Genomic DNA, 14,299 nt, shown 5'->3' on the forward strand with positions numbered 1-14,299 from the left:
GCGTGCGGCGTACGCCTTCTTGCGCACGTACGCCGCCCCTGGGCCGCCCAAACAACCTCTCGACCATGACCGCGCCACACGAACTGGCTGATGCCCGTCAGGCGTGATGCGAATTCACTCTCTCACGCATCCTGTGACACAGCTCTTCCAGCTGACGCTGGAGAATTTCGAAGTTCGCAAGCAGCCTGTCGGCTCGTTCGCGATCCGCTGACCCCACGACAAAGTGGTTTCGCAGATTTGTAAGATAGCTCACGCGACTTCGGCCCGTGGCCGCTCTGCGCTCGGCGAATTCAAGCTGCTCGAGATCGTAGCTCAGCGCGTCCTCGGTGGCGATGAGCAGCTTCATGATCGTATCGCGATTTTTCTCGCTGAGATCAGCGCTGTTCAGGAGGCTGAGATAGTGGTCGATGTTGGCCTGGGCGATATACCGGTCCATCCTGTCCATCGCGCCCTCCTTGGGACGCACAATGCTATTCGGTAATATCTGCCGACGCCACCTCTCCGATGAGCGCCCTCACGAGCCATTGAGCTAGATCAATGCCCGGCCGGTTCCCGGCATCAGCGCCGAGGTCCGACCGCGGAGGATCTGGGCGGCGATCAGAGCCTGAGAGCCGAATTGAAGAAATCGAAGGCTCAGGGCATTCTGCTCCCATGGCTTTGACCTTGGCACTTGTGACGACCATCTGCGTCGTTGCGCTAACGGAACGCAGCGTTGAACACCTGCTGTTTGCGATCGCGGCGCTCTTCCTCAACGCGGCTCTGCTGCTGGTTTTCGTTGCCGATTTCGAGAGAGCGATCCTGCTGTCCGGTACGCTGGCAGTCGCAATCGCCGGTGTATCGATCGTGAAGTTCAAACACAGCGCACTCAAACTGATCGTTTCCGATGTGCCGCTCGCGTTTGCAGGCACGGTCCCGTTCTTCGTGTTGCAATACCCACGCATGATGTTGGGTGTTCTCGCCGCGGGATTCCTGCTCGCTTTCGCTTCCGTCGCGATCCTGGTCTACGCCGCCGGATCTCCGATTTCCGTCGCTTTTCGAATCCCCTTGTTCTGCCTTGCGCTCATCGGCTTCGCGAAGGTCTCCGCCATCAAGGGAGCCACGTCCTTGCGGCTGACGCTGACGCAAGGCCGGTGCTTTTATTCCACCTTCATGGCCTCGCTCGTCGACCCCGCGTCCTGGCGACAGTTCAATGGGCTGGCTCTGAGCGATATCGCAAACGAACCGCTGCCGCTGAAGGAAGCGGTGCCTGCGCGCTCCAGCGACCGTCCAGACATTATCGTCATCCAGCACGAGTCGGTCTTCGACCCGCGCATGTTCGGGCTGCCGATCGAGCCGGTCCTCGAAGCGTTCCTGTCTCCTGCAGAAGGGGAGTCCGGGTGCCTCAACGTGGACATCTACGGTGGCGGCTCGTGGCAGTCCGAATTCAGCCTGCTGACCGGTCTTTCAAGTGCCAGTTTCGGTTCGGGCGCCTACTACCTCTTCAGGAAAGGCGCCGGCCGGTTCCACAGCAGCCTGCCGCGCTCGTTGGCCTCGCTCGGTTACAAGACGACACTCACATCGAGCTGTCGCCGCAACTTTCTCGACTATGATGAATTTTACAGCTCGATCGGCATCGACGAACGCATTTTCATCGACGACTTTCCGCTGCCCTTTGACATCAGGCGTTTCGAGGCGACGAATTCCGATGCAACATTTCTACAGGCGGTGATCGACGCTCATACCAAAAGGGTTACCAACGACCAGTCACCTCAATTTCTTTATGTGCTGACCAACTTCAATCACGGTCCGCATAATCGGCGGCTTGTGCCGCCCGGACAGCTTGAGCGGGAGCGCGCCTTTGCATTGGCGAGCCTTCCCGACGCCGGATACGCTGAATATTACGCGCGACTCGTGGAGACCGCCTCGACCTGGCAAAAGCTCAGGGAGAAGCTGGCAAGCAGTTTTCCGGGGCGCCCTGTTCTCGTGGTGCACTATGGGGACCATCAACCCGTGCTAACGAGACGGATCGATCGGCACCTGGAAGGCCCGGGAGACGGCCGGAGTCCGTTTCGTACATTTTACGCGATCGAGGCTTTGAACATCCCTCACTTTGAGCCTGGACGGGGCGCGGACCTCGATATCGCGTTTCTTGGAACTGTCGCCTTACGACGTGCGGGTCTCCCGCTTGACCCAATATTCGCTACGCGTGCAAGCTTGCTTGACGATTGCGGAGCATCCTACTTTGCATCGGCCTCCGAACGGAAACGCCGATTCCACCGCACGCTCGTGGATCGGGGCCTGATAGACTTGAAACCGCGCGTTCGGCACGCTCGCTAGCCGGGCGCATTTTTCCGTGCTTTGCTCGGCGCCACCATGCAGGAGGTTCATATGGATGACCGAACCAAGCGGCTTGCGCTGGAGCGTCACTGGAATGCGTCGGATGCCGGCGATTTCGACGTCGAGCATGACATCTACCGCGAGGATGCCGTGCTTGATTATCCGCAATCCGGCGAGCGAATCCGTGGCCGGCATAACATCAGGGAGAGCCGGTTCGTGCAGCCGAACAAGAAGCGCTTTGCGGTCCGGCGAATCGTTGGAAGCGGCGATCTCTGGGTGACTGAATTCACGCTCAGCTATGATGATATCCCGTCCTATGCAGTGAGCATCATGGAGTTCCGCGAAGGACTGGTGGCGCACGAGACGCAATATTTCGCCGACCGGTTCGAGCCAGCGCCGTCGCGTGCGCATCTCGTCGCGCGCGTTTGAATGGACGGCGCGCGGCGGTCTGCTTCCATGCAATCCTTCAGCACCGAGAGATTGACCGCCGAGCGGCTGCATGAAGGTCACCTCGCCGACCTGGTCGCACTGCACCTCGACCCCGAGGTGTCCCGCTATCTCGGCGGAGTGCGCTCTCCCGAGGCGACGAAGGCCTATCTCGCAGTCAACATGGCCCATTGGGACCGCCACGGCTTTGGGCTCTGGGCGCTGAGAATGCCGACGGGGGAGTTCGCCGGGCGGGCAGGAATTCGGCATATTCTCGTGGATGACGTCGACGAGACCGAGATCGCCTACACGTTCAAGCGCAGTCTTTGGGGCCAGGGATTGGCGAGCGAGATCGCGAGCGCGCTGACGAGCATCGGACTGGCACGGCTCGAGCTGCCGTCCCTTATCGGCCTGGTTTTCGTCGAGAACCACGCATCCCGTCGCGTGCTGGAGAAATCCAGCTTCAGCCTGGAGCGGCACACGATCTATCGCGGCGAGGACGTCGTGATTTACCGGGCCCAGCAGGTCTAGCCCGTCATCGGACCTGCCCGGTCGCCGCGGCATTCTTGTCGGTCAGAATGCTGATGCTGATCAAGAGAACCCAGACCGGGAACACCACGATGCTCCAGTCGAAATAGTAGCTGCCGATCAGAAGGATCGCCGCGATCACGTATCCGCCAAGCGCCAGCCAGCGCGGCGTGAAACCGGTGTAGACGCCGATCGTCGACGTCGTGATCATGAAAACGGATGCTGTCTTCACCACGTAGATGTTGATCATGCCGTAGGCCAGCGCGCGTCCGAAATGGAACGTCGCCGAATTGACCAGGACCTCGGGGGCGGCGTGAAACGCGAGGATGATCGCCCCCACGACGGCCGCTGCTGCAAACAGCATCGCCAGGAGCAGAAGGCCGCTGCCAAGAAATACGGTTGCGAAGAACTGGTCCTCGCGCTCCCCAAGCTTGTCACGGAGCGCACCGACGAACCAGAGAAAGGCTATTCCAGCAAAGGGCACCAGATTCAACGCGATCAAAACGTTGGTAGCTCCGGTATGCAGCCAGGCGCCCGTTTCCAGGGGATCTCGCGGCACCGAATGCCGCATCAGCACAAACACTGCAAAGAGCAGGATCGAGAACACGACACCGGCGATCGCGGCGGCTCTCGGGGTTCGCAAATGGGCGTGCATCACGCCTGCCCTGTCAGCGGAATCGCGCATAGCAGAACTCCCTCAGATGGCCGGCGAAGATGACGCGAAATCCCGGTGGCACGATATGGCCGGCACTTGCTGCGAGGAGACGTCACGCAAGAACCGATGCGACCTTGATCCGGCCTGTTCTCCTCGATTTGGCAAACAACTCGAAGTCCCGTTCGGTCTGCCCGGCATAGCCGATCGCAAATTTGCCGATCGCGTCATCTAGTGCATCGCTCTTGCCGCAATAACCTGCGATCGTCGCGGCATCGCCTGACTTGGCGTGCGCCAGTGCCAGGGCCCAGCCGCACATGCCGCAATAGTCGGGCAGCGACTCCAGATCCTCGAGTGCGGCCCCACCCTTCAGTTCCGAAAGCTGCCGAACGTAGAAATCCCGTCCATCGGCCCGTCCCCAGCCGAGGAAGATGTCGGGCGATCCCTGCATCAGTCGCTGGCCGACCACCACCCTGCGCCCCTGGTGCTCGAAGGGCAGCTTGATCCCGACATGGGACGCAAGCACGGAGCGTTGTGCTTCCTTGATCTGGAGAAAGAGCGGGTCGCTCTCGTCGACACCCTGAAGCAAAAGTACCCAGCACCGCGTGCCGACGCTTCCGATCCCGACCACCTTGCGCGCGAAATCGACCAGTTGGTAACGCGACAGCAGCAGCCTCCGATCGTAAGTCATGGAATCGATGTAGGCCTGGAGAAGACGGTCCAGGAACACCCGCGCGGGCGTACCGGATGAGCTCCGCGTCGTGCGCTCGATCAGGGGAATGTGCTCGATGAAGCGGTGCTTGCCGTTCACTTGCTCGGTCAGCTTTTCGAGCGGCCGGATGTGTCGCACCTTGTCGATGACGTCGAGGGCTATACGGCGCATCCTGGACGGCAGGCCGTCAAGAATGGCGCGCTCGTCGATCCGATCATACCAGACTTCCAGATAGCCCATTTCAGCGTAGCGAAAGATGCGCTCACGATAAATGGCGACACATTCGCGGGCGGCCTGTTCGCATTTCACTCTGTCACCGCCGAGGCATTGCGCCGCCACCGCCGCGCTCGCTGCCAGCCGCTTGAGGTCCCATTCCCACGGAGCCACATAGACTTCATCGTAGTCGTTGATTGCAAAGATGAGATTACGTTCGGCCGAAGCATAGACGCCGAAGTTCTTGACGTGCGCGTCACCGCATCCAACCACGGCAGTGCCTGAGATCGGCAGGCCCGCCAGATCGCTCGCCATGATGGCCGCAGCTCCGCGAAAGAATGCAAAGGGATTTTCGAGCATGCGGCCGTATTTGATCGGCAGGAGCTCCTTGACCCGGCCGGCATCCTGCTGCGCCAGAATGTCGACGGGATCCGCGCGCCTCGCTGCTGGCTCGAAGTTAGCCTGCGCCGAGCGGGGAACCTGTTTTCGCAACGCCTTGCCCGCCGCCAGGCGCTCTCTGACGGACGGCCGCTTCAGCAGGAAGCTGTCGATCAGGGCACGATCGCCATGCGCCTCGATCATGCGGTAGAATGTGGACGGCGGCTGCAGATTGGCCACTCTCATGATTGGCTCCCGGAGCTGCGACCGCTGCAGGGGAAATCACCGGCGCGCTGGTGCCAGGCGCGCACGCCGTCCGTGATGCGCTCATAGAATCCGTCCGGCCCTACGGCCGCTTCTATGCCGGCGCGCCGCATGTCCTCGCGAATGGGATCACGAACGCGGACGAATGCCACGCCGATCCCCTTCTTCTGCAGCTCCCGGACCAGCCGCAGCAGCTCATCACCTCCGGTGATATCCATGAAATCCACCGAGGCGAGATCGAAGAGCACGCGTTTTACCGGCGGCGGCGCCGCGATCGAGGCGCGCAGCCCGGCGCCGATGTGACCAACGCTCGCGAAGAAGAGGTCGCCGCCGACGCGCCAGATCAGGAGCCCTGGAAACGTGATTGCTTCCGGATGAACCCGGACATCACGGTAGGCTTCCGTGCCTGGCAGTTGTCCCAGCGCGGCGCCCTTGGGACGGCTGGCCAGATAGATCAACCTCAGGAGCGACAGCACGACTCCGATCGCGATGCCCTGCAACACGCCCAACGTCAGTTCGCCCGTGATGACGATAAGCGCGACCGCAAACGACCAGCGGCTGCGGACCAACACGTCATGCAGGTAGGTCGGCTTTGTGAGGTGCAGCATCGCCGCAATGACAATGGCTGCCAGCGCCGGCTCGGGCATGTTTCGGAATAACGGTGTCAGCAGGATCAGGGTCAGGAAGCAGAATACCGCGGCGATCAGGTTGGCGATCTGGCTGCGCGCGCCAGCCGCCATGGCCACCGACGTCTTCGAAAGGCTGCCGACAACGAGAAATCCTCCGAACAGGCCGGTCAGGATGTTTGCAGGCCCATGAGCGATCAGCTCCTGGTTCGGATCGATATCGTTTCCATCCTGCAGGGCCGCCGCTTTCGCGGCGCCCAAAGCCTCGGCATAGCCAACCAGGACGATCGCAAGCGCGCCCGGCGCGAGTTCGCGCAGGACCGGACCGTCCAGGTTTGGCATTGTGAACCCTGGCAGGCCGGAGGGGATATGGCCGGCGACGTGTACGCCAACGGCCTCTCCTCCGAGCAGTCCGACCAGGATCGTTGCCAAGGACATGACCACGAGCGCCGCCGGAATGCTCGGCGCCCAATGACGGAGCAACAACATCGCCGCGAGGCACAACAGTCCGGTCAGGGCCGGCGCGAGCGAAACTTCCGCGAGATGCTGCAGGACGTGCCAGAGCTTTTCGAAGAAATTGCCGGACACGCCGCTGATCCCGAGCAGATGAGGCACCTGGCCGATGATGGTCACGTAGACCAGGCCTTCGATGAAGCCGCGCATGACAGGCGTAGGGATAAAGCTCGCGACCCATCCCATGCGCGCGATGCCGAAGAACAGGAAGAGGACCCCGATCATGACGGCCAGGGTGGACGTAAGGGAATTGAACTCGGTCGTGCCGTGCGCCGCGACGGCGCCGACCGTCAATGCAGAGATCAGGCCGGTCGCGGTATCCGGTCCGACAACGAGCTGGCGCGACGTGCCAAACAGCGCATAGGCGAGCAACGCCGGTACGATCGTATAGAGCCCCATGATCGGCGGTACGCCGACGATCCCGGCGTAAGCCATTCCTTCGGGCACCATCACTGCCCAGAGCGCGACACCTGCAAGCGCGTCCGGCACCAGCCATTCGCGCCGATAGCCCGGTATCCAATCGAGCATCGGAAGCAGTCTGTGAGGCACCGAGACGAGGCCGGAAATCGCCATGATCCAACTGTCCGCGGACGGAAGCAGTCATTGCATGTGGTTCTCAGCCCAAACCATTGATCAAGATCAACGCCGCCTCTCCGGGATCGCCAGCCGGAGCCAGGGACGATGACAGTGGCGTGCTTGATCGGGGGAGAGATGATGGGTTTCGCTCCATCCACAATCCCTGATTATCGAGAAGGGCGCGTAGCCCGGTGGAGCGTAGCGAAATCCGGGATCTTGTGCCGGCGGATCAGACCGTCCCGGATTGCGCTGCGCTCCATCCGGGCTTCTGGACTGCTCTCTCGACCTACCGAAAATAATCCAGCACGAGGTCGAGGTCGGAGCGGCCGGCGGCGGTGCCGTTGAGGTCGGCGTCGATCACCCGGCGGCAGGCTTCCACCGCGGCATGGTCGCCGAGATCGTTGGCGGCCTCGAGCACGAGCCACGCTGCGTCGACCGAGGCCTTGTCGGGCTTCGCGCCGCCGGCGTCGGTGCTCAGCGACTTGTTGAGTTTCTTGCGAGCTGCGGTGCCGAATTGAGGCAACATGGCAAATACTCCCCTCTCGATTTCCCGATGGCGCTCAGTGCATCTGGAGTTCGGCGCGGCCTGCCGTCGGATCGGCGGCGGTGCTGTTCTTGCGCGACTGGTAGAATTTCAGGATGCTGCGTGACGTCTCGATCTTGAGGCGGCCGAACTCGCGCTCGTTGTCCTTGAGATCGCGCGCAGTGATCAGATGATCCTTGGCGCCGAGGAACAACAGCGACATCGTCGTGTCCCACGAGAAATTCAGCGCCTTGCACAGCACGAGCAGCATCTCGCGATTGCGGTCCATCAGCGCCCGCTCGATCACGTCGACCGGCAGCGCCGAGAGCAGCGACAGGCCGATCTGCACCTCGTCGAAACGGTGCTGGCGCGCATAGTTCGAGATCGAATCCTGGTTGAGGTTGCCCTGGCGGTGCTGCGTCGTCACCACGCGCTTGGCGACGAAATAGGTCCGCGACGACGGCCCGAATTTCGATTGCAGGTCGCCGGTGACGTCGGTCACCGAGCTCTGGATCTGAGACATCATCTCCGGCCGCTCGCTCGCGAGCCGGCGGCGGACGTCCTCCGACGCTTTCGCAATGAGCTGCTGGAAGATGTGCCGCGGCACGTCCTTGCGCAGGCCGAGCTGCTCGGCGAGGATCGAATCGCCGTCGGCGCGCCTCACCATGTGCAGCAGGCTGGAGCCCGAGAAGCGTGCGCCCTCATTCCTGGCGACCGAGGTCACGACCTCCTGGTTGCCACGCTTGACCAGCACGTCGGTCACGGCCTCGCCGATCGACTTGCGCTGAGAGATCGCCAGAAGGTGATCCTGCCCCTTGCTCAGGGCATTCTCGATCAGCGTTTTCTCGTCGAGCCGGTCGGACTCGCGCAGCACGGGGCCGGCGACCGCGATCTCGTCGTCGAAGGCGAGCTGATGCAGCACGTTGAGCGGGGCGTGGTCGCAGGCGACCATCAGGTCGGAGAGCTGCGCCCGCGCCGCCACCTCGATCTCGTCCGCGAGCTTGCCGATCACCTCGCCGAACATGCTGATCTCGTCGGCACTGTAGCGGCCGGTCATCAACAGGTCGGTCGCATGCCACAATGCACGTGCACGGCTTTCGTCGGTGCCGCGCGCGATCGCGTCGTCCAGATCCTGCAGAAGCGATTTCGCTTCGTTCATGGCGAATGTCCCCAGTTCTTGGCGGGCCGTCCTGTCCGCTTTGGCAGGACGCCGAATTCCTCTGGGAACCACGCTAGCGGTCAAACGCGAGAATTCGGTAAAATCGGCAAATCAGTTTTTCCGAGCAAAATTCGCTAAAGTTTACGCGAATGGCTTTACGCCCGCGCAACGCCCCACGCCTGCGCCAGCATGCGAGTTTTACGGATTGGACTGCGGCACCAGGACCAGCGGCGGCTTCGGCTTGGGCCTTGGCGGCGGAGGACCGGGCGCGGGCCTGACCTCGATCGGCGGCGGCAGCGGCGCCACCTGCTGGCTCGCGATCGGCGGGCTTGAAATCGAAGGGCCCGAAGGACCCGGTGCAGCCAGTGACGAGCGCGGTGTCGGCGCGGCCTTGGGCTCGACTTTAGCCTTGGGCTGGGCGCGTCGAGGATCGCGGCCGGGCATCGGCACGTCGACCGGCGGCGGCTCGGGCGCTGCGTCAGGTGACACGAGTCGCGGCAGTGCCGCGGTCGCCGGCGGCGGCTCGCCGCGCTCGATCGCGTCGAGGCGCCGCGTCTCGCGGTCGATCGTCCGCACCGCCAGCCACGAGGACAGCGGCGTGAGATCGACGGTACGGTTGAGCTTGTCCGGCGGGCCCGCCGCGAACACTTGGATTTCCGGAGGCGCGCCGGAGAGGCCGGTCATGATCGGCGTCAGGCTGGCGCGGATGTCGGCCTGGTCGGCGGGAATGTCATAGCCGCCGGAGACGATGGCGCGGGCGTTCTTTGCCTCTAGCGTGGTCGCGCCGACGCGCAGGCGGCCGTCGCGGATCGTGAACGGGATCTGCGCCGAGCCGATCCTCAGCGGGCCTGCCGACAGCGCAGACTCGACGAGCTGCCTGAGCCTTGAGTCGTCGGCGACCTGGCCGCCATCGCTGGCGCGGATCGCGAGCTCGAAGGCGCGCGGATCGAGCCCGGCAAGCTCGGCCGACTCCAGCGTCACGGTGCCGTTGCCGGCGAGCGCGCCGGTCAGCGCCGCAATGCTGCGGCCCTGGGCCGACAGCGCCATCTGCACCGAGGCGCGGCCCTTCGGCATCGTGAGATTGCGATAGCGCAGCACCGTCGCATCGACATTGGCAAGCTGGATGCGCGCGTTCAGCGACAGCCCGTTGGGACTGTCACGTGCATCGATGCTTGCGGTCATCTCGCCGCCGCCGATGCCGCCTTTCAGGGAATCCAGTGCCAGCGACTGGCCGTCATTGCGGATCGCGCCGCTGAAGGGCCGCATCTCGACGCCACCGGGCAGACCGCCGCGCAGGGCCTGGAAGACAATGCGGCCGCGCCAGCCGTTGAGAAGCCCCGCCGCGAGCGGCTGGTCTGCGTCGCGCCCGGTCGCCCCGATGGCCACCGCCAGGGCCGGCACGAGATCGAGCGTATCGAGCCCGACCTCGCCATCGATGGTTTTCTCCGGGTCCAGCGTCATCGCGAGACGACCCCGCAAGTGCGAGCCCGAGGCGGCGCTGTCGAGATCATCGAAGATCAGCCTGTTGCCGGACAAGGTCACGCGCGAGGACAGATTGACGTTTTGTGCTGACTTCTCGCCCGCACCGATCCCGAACAGCGGCGCGAGGTTGGCGTTGCGCACGCGCAAGTTCACGCTGGCCTTCGGATCGGGCAAGGACAATTCGACGCTGCCCTGCGCGTCCGCATCCAGTCCGCCTCCCGCGATCTTCGCGTTGAGCTGAAGCGGCCGGCCCCAGACGCCGCTCACCTTGCCTTCTGCCTGCGAAGCCCCCTCGCCCGCCGCGACCACGCGGTCGAGGCCGAACAGCGTCAACAGCGAGCTCGCCTGCGGCGCGGAGAGTTTTGATTCCAGCGTGAAGTCGCTGTTGCGCAGCCTGTCGAGGTCGAGCCCGTTGATCGCCGCCACCAACGTCTGCGCTGACAGCGTCGCCGTTCCCTTCAATTGCGGCGCTTCGAGATCGAGCGCGGCGCGCGCATTGGTGCGGTCGGCATGCTCGGCGTTCTTGTCCAGGTTCAGGTCGAGCTTGAGGCGCGCCGGCCCGGGCAGCGCGTCGAGGCGCTCAAAGCGCGCGCCAATCGCCGGCGCGATCGGGTTGATCAGGGCCGTGAGCTGAGAAAGGGAATTGGCCGCCGACTTCAGCGTCAGCCTGCCGGTCGCATGCGCACGATCGAAGCTGCCGCTCGCTTCCGTCGTCACGCCGCTCGCCTGGCCGAACTGCAACTGCTCTAGCGCCAGCGTGGCCGGGCTGTAACCGAATTTGGCGGCGAACGGCCGCAGTTCCTGCCCAGCCGAGATCGCACGGCCGACGTCGAGTGACAGTTTGGCTTCGTCCGGCCATTCGCCTTGCGGCCCGGCAAGGCCGCGCACGAAACTTGCGGCGGCGTCGAGGTCGAGCCGGTCGGCCTTCAGCTCGGCATCAAACCGCGAGCCTTTGTTGGCAGCGGTCTGCGCGAAGGCGATGCGGCCCTCGACCGCGCCACCCTCGATCTCGGCGTTCAGCTTGTCGATCGCGAGATGGTTGGCGGCGACCGTGACGTCGCCGCTCAGGCGCAACGGCTTCGTGCTGCGGCGATTGATCTCGCTGCGGCCCTGAAGCCAGGCCACAAGCGTATCAGGATCGGAGGATTCGATGCTGAGCCGGCCGCTGAAGCTGTCCGATCCTGGCGTTGCGCCGTTGAGCGCGACCTGGGTCATGCCCGGCGCGCGCAGATCGAGCCGCTGGAAGGTCCAGGACCTGCCGTCGGTCTGCAACTCCGCGGCGATGTTTTGCAGCGGCCGGCCGCCGAGCATGATCTGCTCGGAACTGAACGAGATCTGCGCCGGGATTGGCGCCTGCGGAATCGCGGCGAGCCCTGCGCGCAGCGCCGGCAGGATGCGTAGCGGCTCGGTATTGTCCTTGGCCGCGAGCTTGTCGGCATCGAGCTGCCGCGCCGACAAATTCGCGCGCAGCAGGGGTGCGGCGCCGAATTTGAGGTCGCCGACGCCGGCAACCTTGAGGGCGGTGTCTTCGGGGCCAAAGCTCGCATCGATCTGGTCGAACTTTGCGAGCGACGGATCGGCCTTGAGCCTCGTCGTGAGCTTCCACGGCGTCGGCGCGGGGGCTGCCGGCCTGTCCTTCGACGTTTCCTTCGACGTTTCCTTGGGCGGAGGCACGGCCAGCGTGAGCGCGCCGTCGAATTTCGGCAGCCGGCCGTCAAAGGCCAGCACGCCTTCGAGATCGGCCAGGATCGCGCGCTCGCCGGGATCGATATTGATGTGGAGACGGGTGGCGGTGCCGTCGGGGCTCGGCCCGGAGGAGATTCGGAACGGGTAGCGCGTGCCGGACAGGGTGACGTTGCCATCGCCCCGCACCGAGCCCGCAAGCGAGCGGACGTCGCCGGCGAACGCGATGTCGCTGAGCTCCAGCGTCGAGCGGCTGGCGGCATCATGAAGCGCGATGCGGCCCGTGAGATTCAGCCGCTCGATCGCCAGCGAGGCGAAGTTGAAGGTGCCGCTCGCCGTGGACGGCAGGTCGACCCGGCCCTTGGCATCGAGGCCGAGGTCGGCCGCCATGCCGTTGACCGTGAGCTCGGTGGCCCGCCACTCGCCGCGCATCAGCGAAGAGAGGCTGAACTCGACGTCGAGCTTGTCGGCGCGCAGCTTGCCGAGGTCGTTGTTGCCGCCGAAGGTGACCGAGCGCAGCCGCAGCGTCGGCGCCGGCAACAGCCGCGCATCGAGCTGGCCGGCCACCCGCACCGGGACACCGATGATCCGGCTCGCCTCCGCCTCGAACTGGGGCCGGAACTGGTTCCAGTCGATGAAGTAAGGCCCGATCAGCGCGGCCAGCAGCGCAATGATGAAGGCAATCGCCAATCCGAGCAGCGTCGTCTGCACGGGTCTCCCCTCGGCCAAAACCGGCACCCGGGCCAAACCCAAGCCTACGTCTAAGCCAAATCGAAGCCTAAGCCGCGCCGGAACTGCCCCTTATATAGGGGCAAGTGTGGCAATGTCACAGCGACTGTTGCGCGCGGAGGTTAACGCTGGTGCTCAATCAGACCCTCATGGTGAGGAGGCGCGCTAAGCGCCATCTCGAACCGTAGAGGCCCCGCTCCCGCCCGCGGCCATCCTTCGAGACGCCCGCCTTAGGCGGGCTCCTCAGGATGAGGAGGGGGCTCCCAGAAACAGCAGTGAGGGCTATCACCAGCTCGCCGGCAGCCGCTTCAGACCGCGCAGGACGAAGGTCGGCCGCCATTCGGGGTTTTGGACATCGTCGATCCGCAAGTCCGGCAGCCGCCTGAGCAGGGTGTTGATGGCGATCTCGGCCTCGATGCGCGCCAATTGGGCGCCCAGGCAGAAATGGATGCCGCCACCGAACGACACCGGCTTGACGTTGTCTCTGAGGATGTCGAGGCGTTCGGGGCTATCGGGATAGACAGCCGGATCGCGGTTGGCCGAGCCCAGGAGGCACAGCACGCTCTCGCCCTTGGGGATTCGCTTGCCGCCGAGATCGTGGATATCCCCCAGCGTGACGCGCCCGGTCATCTGCACCGAGGAATCATAGCGCAGGAACTCCTCGATCGCGTTGGTGATCAGCTCCGGCCGCGATCTCAGCAGTGCGAGCTGGTCCGGATTGCGGTGCAGGGCCAACAAGCCGTTGCCGATGAGATTGACGGTGGTCTCGTGACCGGCCACGAACAGCAACATGATGTTCGCGGTCAATTCCTCGTTGGTGAGCTTGTTGCCGTCTTCCTCGGCCAGCACCAGCTGGGTCGTGAGGTCGTCTCCCGGATTGCGGCGACGCAGCTCGAACAATTGGTGGAAATACATCTGCGCCATCAGGTTGCGTGCGTTGCCCTGCTTGATCTCGTCCGGCGTCATGGGAACAGGATCCAGGATTCGCACACCATCGCTCGAACCCTTGTGGAACCCCTCGCGGTGCTCTTCCGGGATGCCAAGCATGTCGCAGATGATCGTGACCGGCAGACGGAAGGCGAAATCCCCGATCAGGTCCATCTGACCGCGATCGATCATCGCATCGAGCGTCTGATCGACGATTTCCTGGATACGCGGCCGCATGTCTTCCACGCGCCGCGCGGTGAAGGCCTTGACCACGAGACCGCGCAACCGGGTGTGATCCGGCGGATCGGCCTGGAGCATCGTGTGACCCAAATTCCGGAAGACCGGCTCCTCCATGATCTCAGGACCGTAGCGGCGCCTCGAGCGCTCAGCGAAATCCTTCCCGAAGCGCTTGTCGCGCAGCACGAGGCTCACCTCGGCATGACGGCTGGCGACGAACGAGCCGAATGGGGTCAGATGCATCGGATCGACCGCGCGCAGCCGCTCGTAATGGGGATAGGGATCCCTGATGAAGTCGGGGGCCAGTGGATTGAACAGCGGATCGGTTGCTGCCGGCTGCGCATGCTCGTTCATG

11 protein-coding genes are annotated in these 14,299 nt (G+C 64.0%); 3 read left to right on the top strand and 8 right to left on the bottom strand.

What is annotated here, in order from left to right:
* Nucleotides 1-97: 97 nt before the first annotated feature.
* Nucleotides 98-445: a hypothetical protein gene (locus SO180_RS13125; protein WP_449379242.1), complete on the bottom strand. Its 348-nt coding sequence runs from the start codon at nt 443-445 to the stop codon at nt 98-100.
* Nucleotides 446-651: 206 nt separating this feature from the next.
* Between SO180_RS13125 and SO180_RS13130 the strand changes: the two genes are divergently transcribed.
* Genes SO180_RS13130 through SO180_RS13140 form a run of 3 tightly spaced genes read left to right on the top strand, consistent with a single transcriptional unit; the run spans nt 652 to nt 3,273 of the window.
* Nucleotides 652-2,316: a sulfatase-like hydrolase/transferase gene (locus tag SO180_RS13130; protein ID WP_449379243.1), complete on the top strand. Its 1,665-nt coding sequence runs from the start codon at nt 652-654 to the stop codon at nt 2,314-2,316.
* Nucleotides 2,317-2,367: 51 nt separating this feature from the next.
* Nucleotides 2,368-2,745, top strand: coding sequence for a nuclear transport factor 2 family protein (locus SO180_RS13135; RefSeq protein ID WP_449379244.1), 378 nt, complete (start codon nt 2,368-2,370; stop codon nt 2,743-2,745).
* A gap of 27 nt (nt 2,746-2,772) precedes the next feature.
* Entirely contained in the window at nt 2,773-3,273 is a 501-nt protein-coding gene (locus SO180_RS13140) for a GNAT family N-acetyltransferase (protein WP_449379245.1), read from the top strand.
* A gap of 4 nt (nt 3,274-3,277) precedes the next feature.
* Here the strand turns inward: SO180_RS13140 and SO180_RS13145 are convergent, their stop codons facing one another.
* The 7 genes from SO180_RS13145 to SO180_RS13175 all read right to left on the bottom strand — a co-directional run bounded on the left by SO180_RS13145 (nt 3,278) and on the right by SO180_RS13175 (nt 14,298).
* On the bottom strand, nt 3,278-3,955 hold the full coding sequence (locus SO180_RS13145; protein WP_449379246.1) for a hypothetical protein: 678 nt from the start codon (nt 3,953-3,955) through the stop codon (nt 3,278-3,280).
* Between the two features lie 82 nt (nt 3,956-4,037).
* Nucleotides 4,038-5,471, bottom strand: coding sequence for a DUF2252 domain-containing protein (locus SO180_RS13150; protein ID WP_449379247.1), 1,434 nt, complete (start codon nt 5,469-5,471; stop codon nt 4,038-4,040).
* Complete coding sequence (locus tag SO180_RS13155) at nt 5,468-7,201, bottom strand: SulP family inorganic anion transporter (RefSeq protein ID WP_449379248.1); 1,734 nt, start codon at nt 7,199-7,201, stop codon at nt 5,468-5,470. Before SO180_RS13155 ends, SO180_RS13150 begins: the two co-directional genes overlap by 4 nt.
* A 289-nt stretch (nt 7,202-7,490) precedes the next feature.
* Nucleotides 7,491-7,730 (bottom strand): hypothetical protein, encoded by a 240-nt coding sequence (locus SO180_RS13160; RefSeq protein ID WP_449379249.1) that lies wholly within the window; start codon nt 7,728-7,730, stop codon nt 7,491-7,493.
* A gap of 34 nt (nt 7,731-7,764) precedes the next feature.
* On the bottom strand, nt 7,765-8,886 hold the full coding sequence (locus tag SO180_RS13165; protein ID WP_449379250.1) for a DUF2336 domain-containing protein: 1,122 nt from the start codon (nt 8,884-8,886) through the stop codon (nt 7,765-7,767).
* Nucleotides 8,887-9,084: 198 nt separating this feature from the next.
* The gene (locus SO180_RS13170) at nt 9,085-12,762 is read right to left on the bottom strand and encodes an AsmA family protein (protein ID WP_449379251.1); all 3,678 of its coding nucleotides are present in this window, start codon (nt 12,760-12,762) and stop codon (nt 9,085-9,087) included.
* Nucleotides 12,763-13,065: 303 nt separating this feature from the next.
* Nucleotides 13,066-14,298, bottom strand: a complete 1,233-nt coding sequence (locus SO180_RS13175) for a cytochrome P450 (RefSeq protein ID WP_449379252.1) — start codon at nt 14,296-14,298, stop codon at nt 13,066-13,068.
* Between the last annotated feature and the right edge of the window lies 1 nt (nt 14,299).

Source organism: Bradyrhizobium sp. UFLA05-112 (genome assembly GCF_053572325.1).

What these genes read in the sequence shown, in the direction of transcription:
- SO180_RS13125 (WP_449379242.1), bottom strand. Translation starts at nt 445, where the DNA reads ATGGACAGGATGGACCGGTATATCGCCCAGGCCAACATCGACCACTAT.
- SO180_RS13130 (WP_449379243.1), top strand. Translation starts at nt 652, where the DNA reads ATGGCTTTGACCTTGGCACTTGTGACGACCATCTGCGTCGTTGCGCTA.
- SO180_RS13135 (WP_449379244.1), top strand. Translation starts at nt 2,368, where the DNA reads ATGGATGACCGAACCAAGCGGCTTGCGCTGGAGCGTCACTGGAATGCG.
- SO180_RS13140 (WP_449379245.1), top strand. Translation starts at nt 2,773, where the DNA reads ATGCAATCCTTCAGCACCGAGAGATTGACCGCCGAGCGGCTGCATGAA.
- SO180_RS13145 (WP_449379246.1), bottom strand. Translation starts at nt 3,955, where the DNA reads ATGCGCGATTCCGCTGACAGGGCAGGCGTGATGCACGCCCATTTGCGA.
- SO180_RS13150 (WP_449379247.1), bottom strand. Translation starts at nt 5,471, where the DNA reads ATGAGAGTGGCCAATCTGCAGCCGCCGTCCACATTCTACCGCATGATC.
- SO180_RS13155 (WP_449379248.1), bottom strand. Translation starts at nt 7,201, where the DNA reads ATGGCGATTTCCGGCCTCGTCTCGGTGCCTCACAGACTGCTTCCGATG.
- SO180_RS13160 (WP_449379249.1), bottom strand. Translation starts at nt 7,730, where the DNA reads ATGTTGCCTCAATTCGGCACCGCAGCTCGCAAGAAACTCAACAAGTCG.
- SO180_RS13165 (WP_449379250.1), bottom strand. Translation starts at nt 8,886, where the DNA reads ATGAACGAAGCGAAATCGCTTCTGCAGGATCTGGACGACGCGATCGCG.
- SO180_RS13175 (WP_449379252.1), bottom strand. Translation starts at nt 14,298, where the DNA reads ATGAACGAGCATGCGCAGCCGGCAGCAACCGATCCGCTGTTCAATCCA.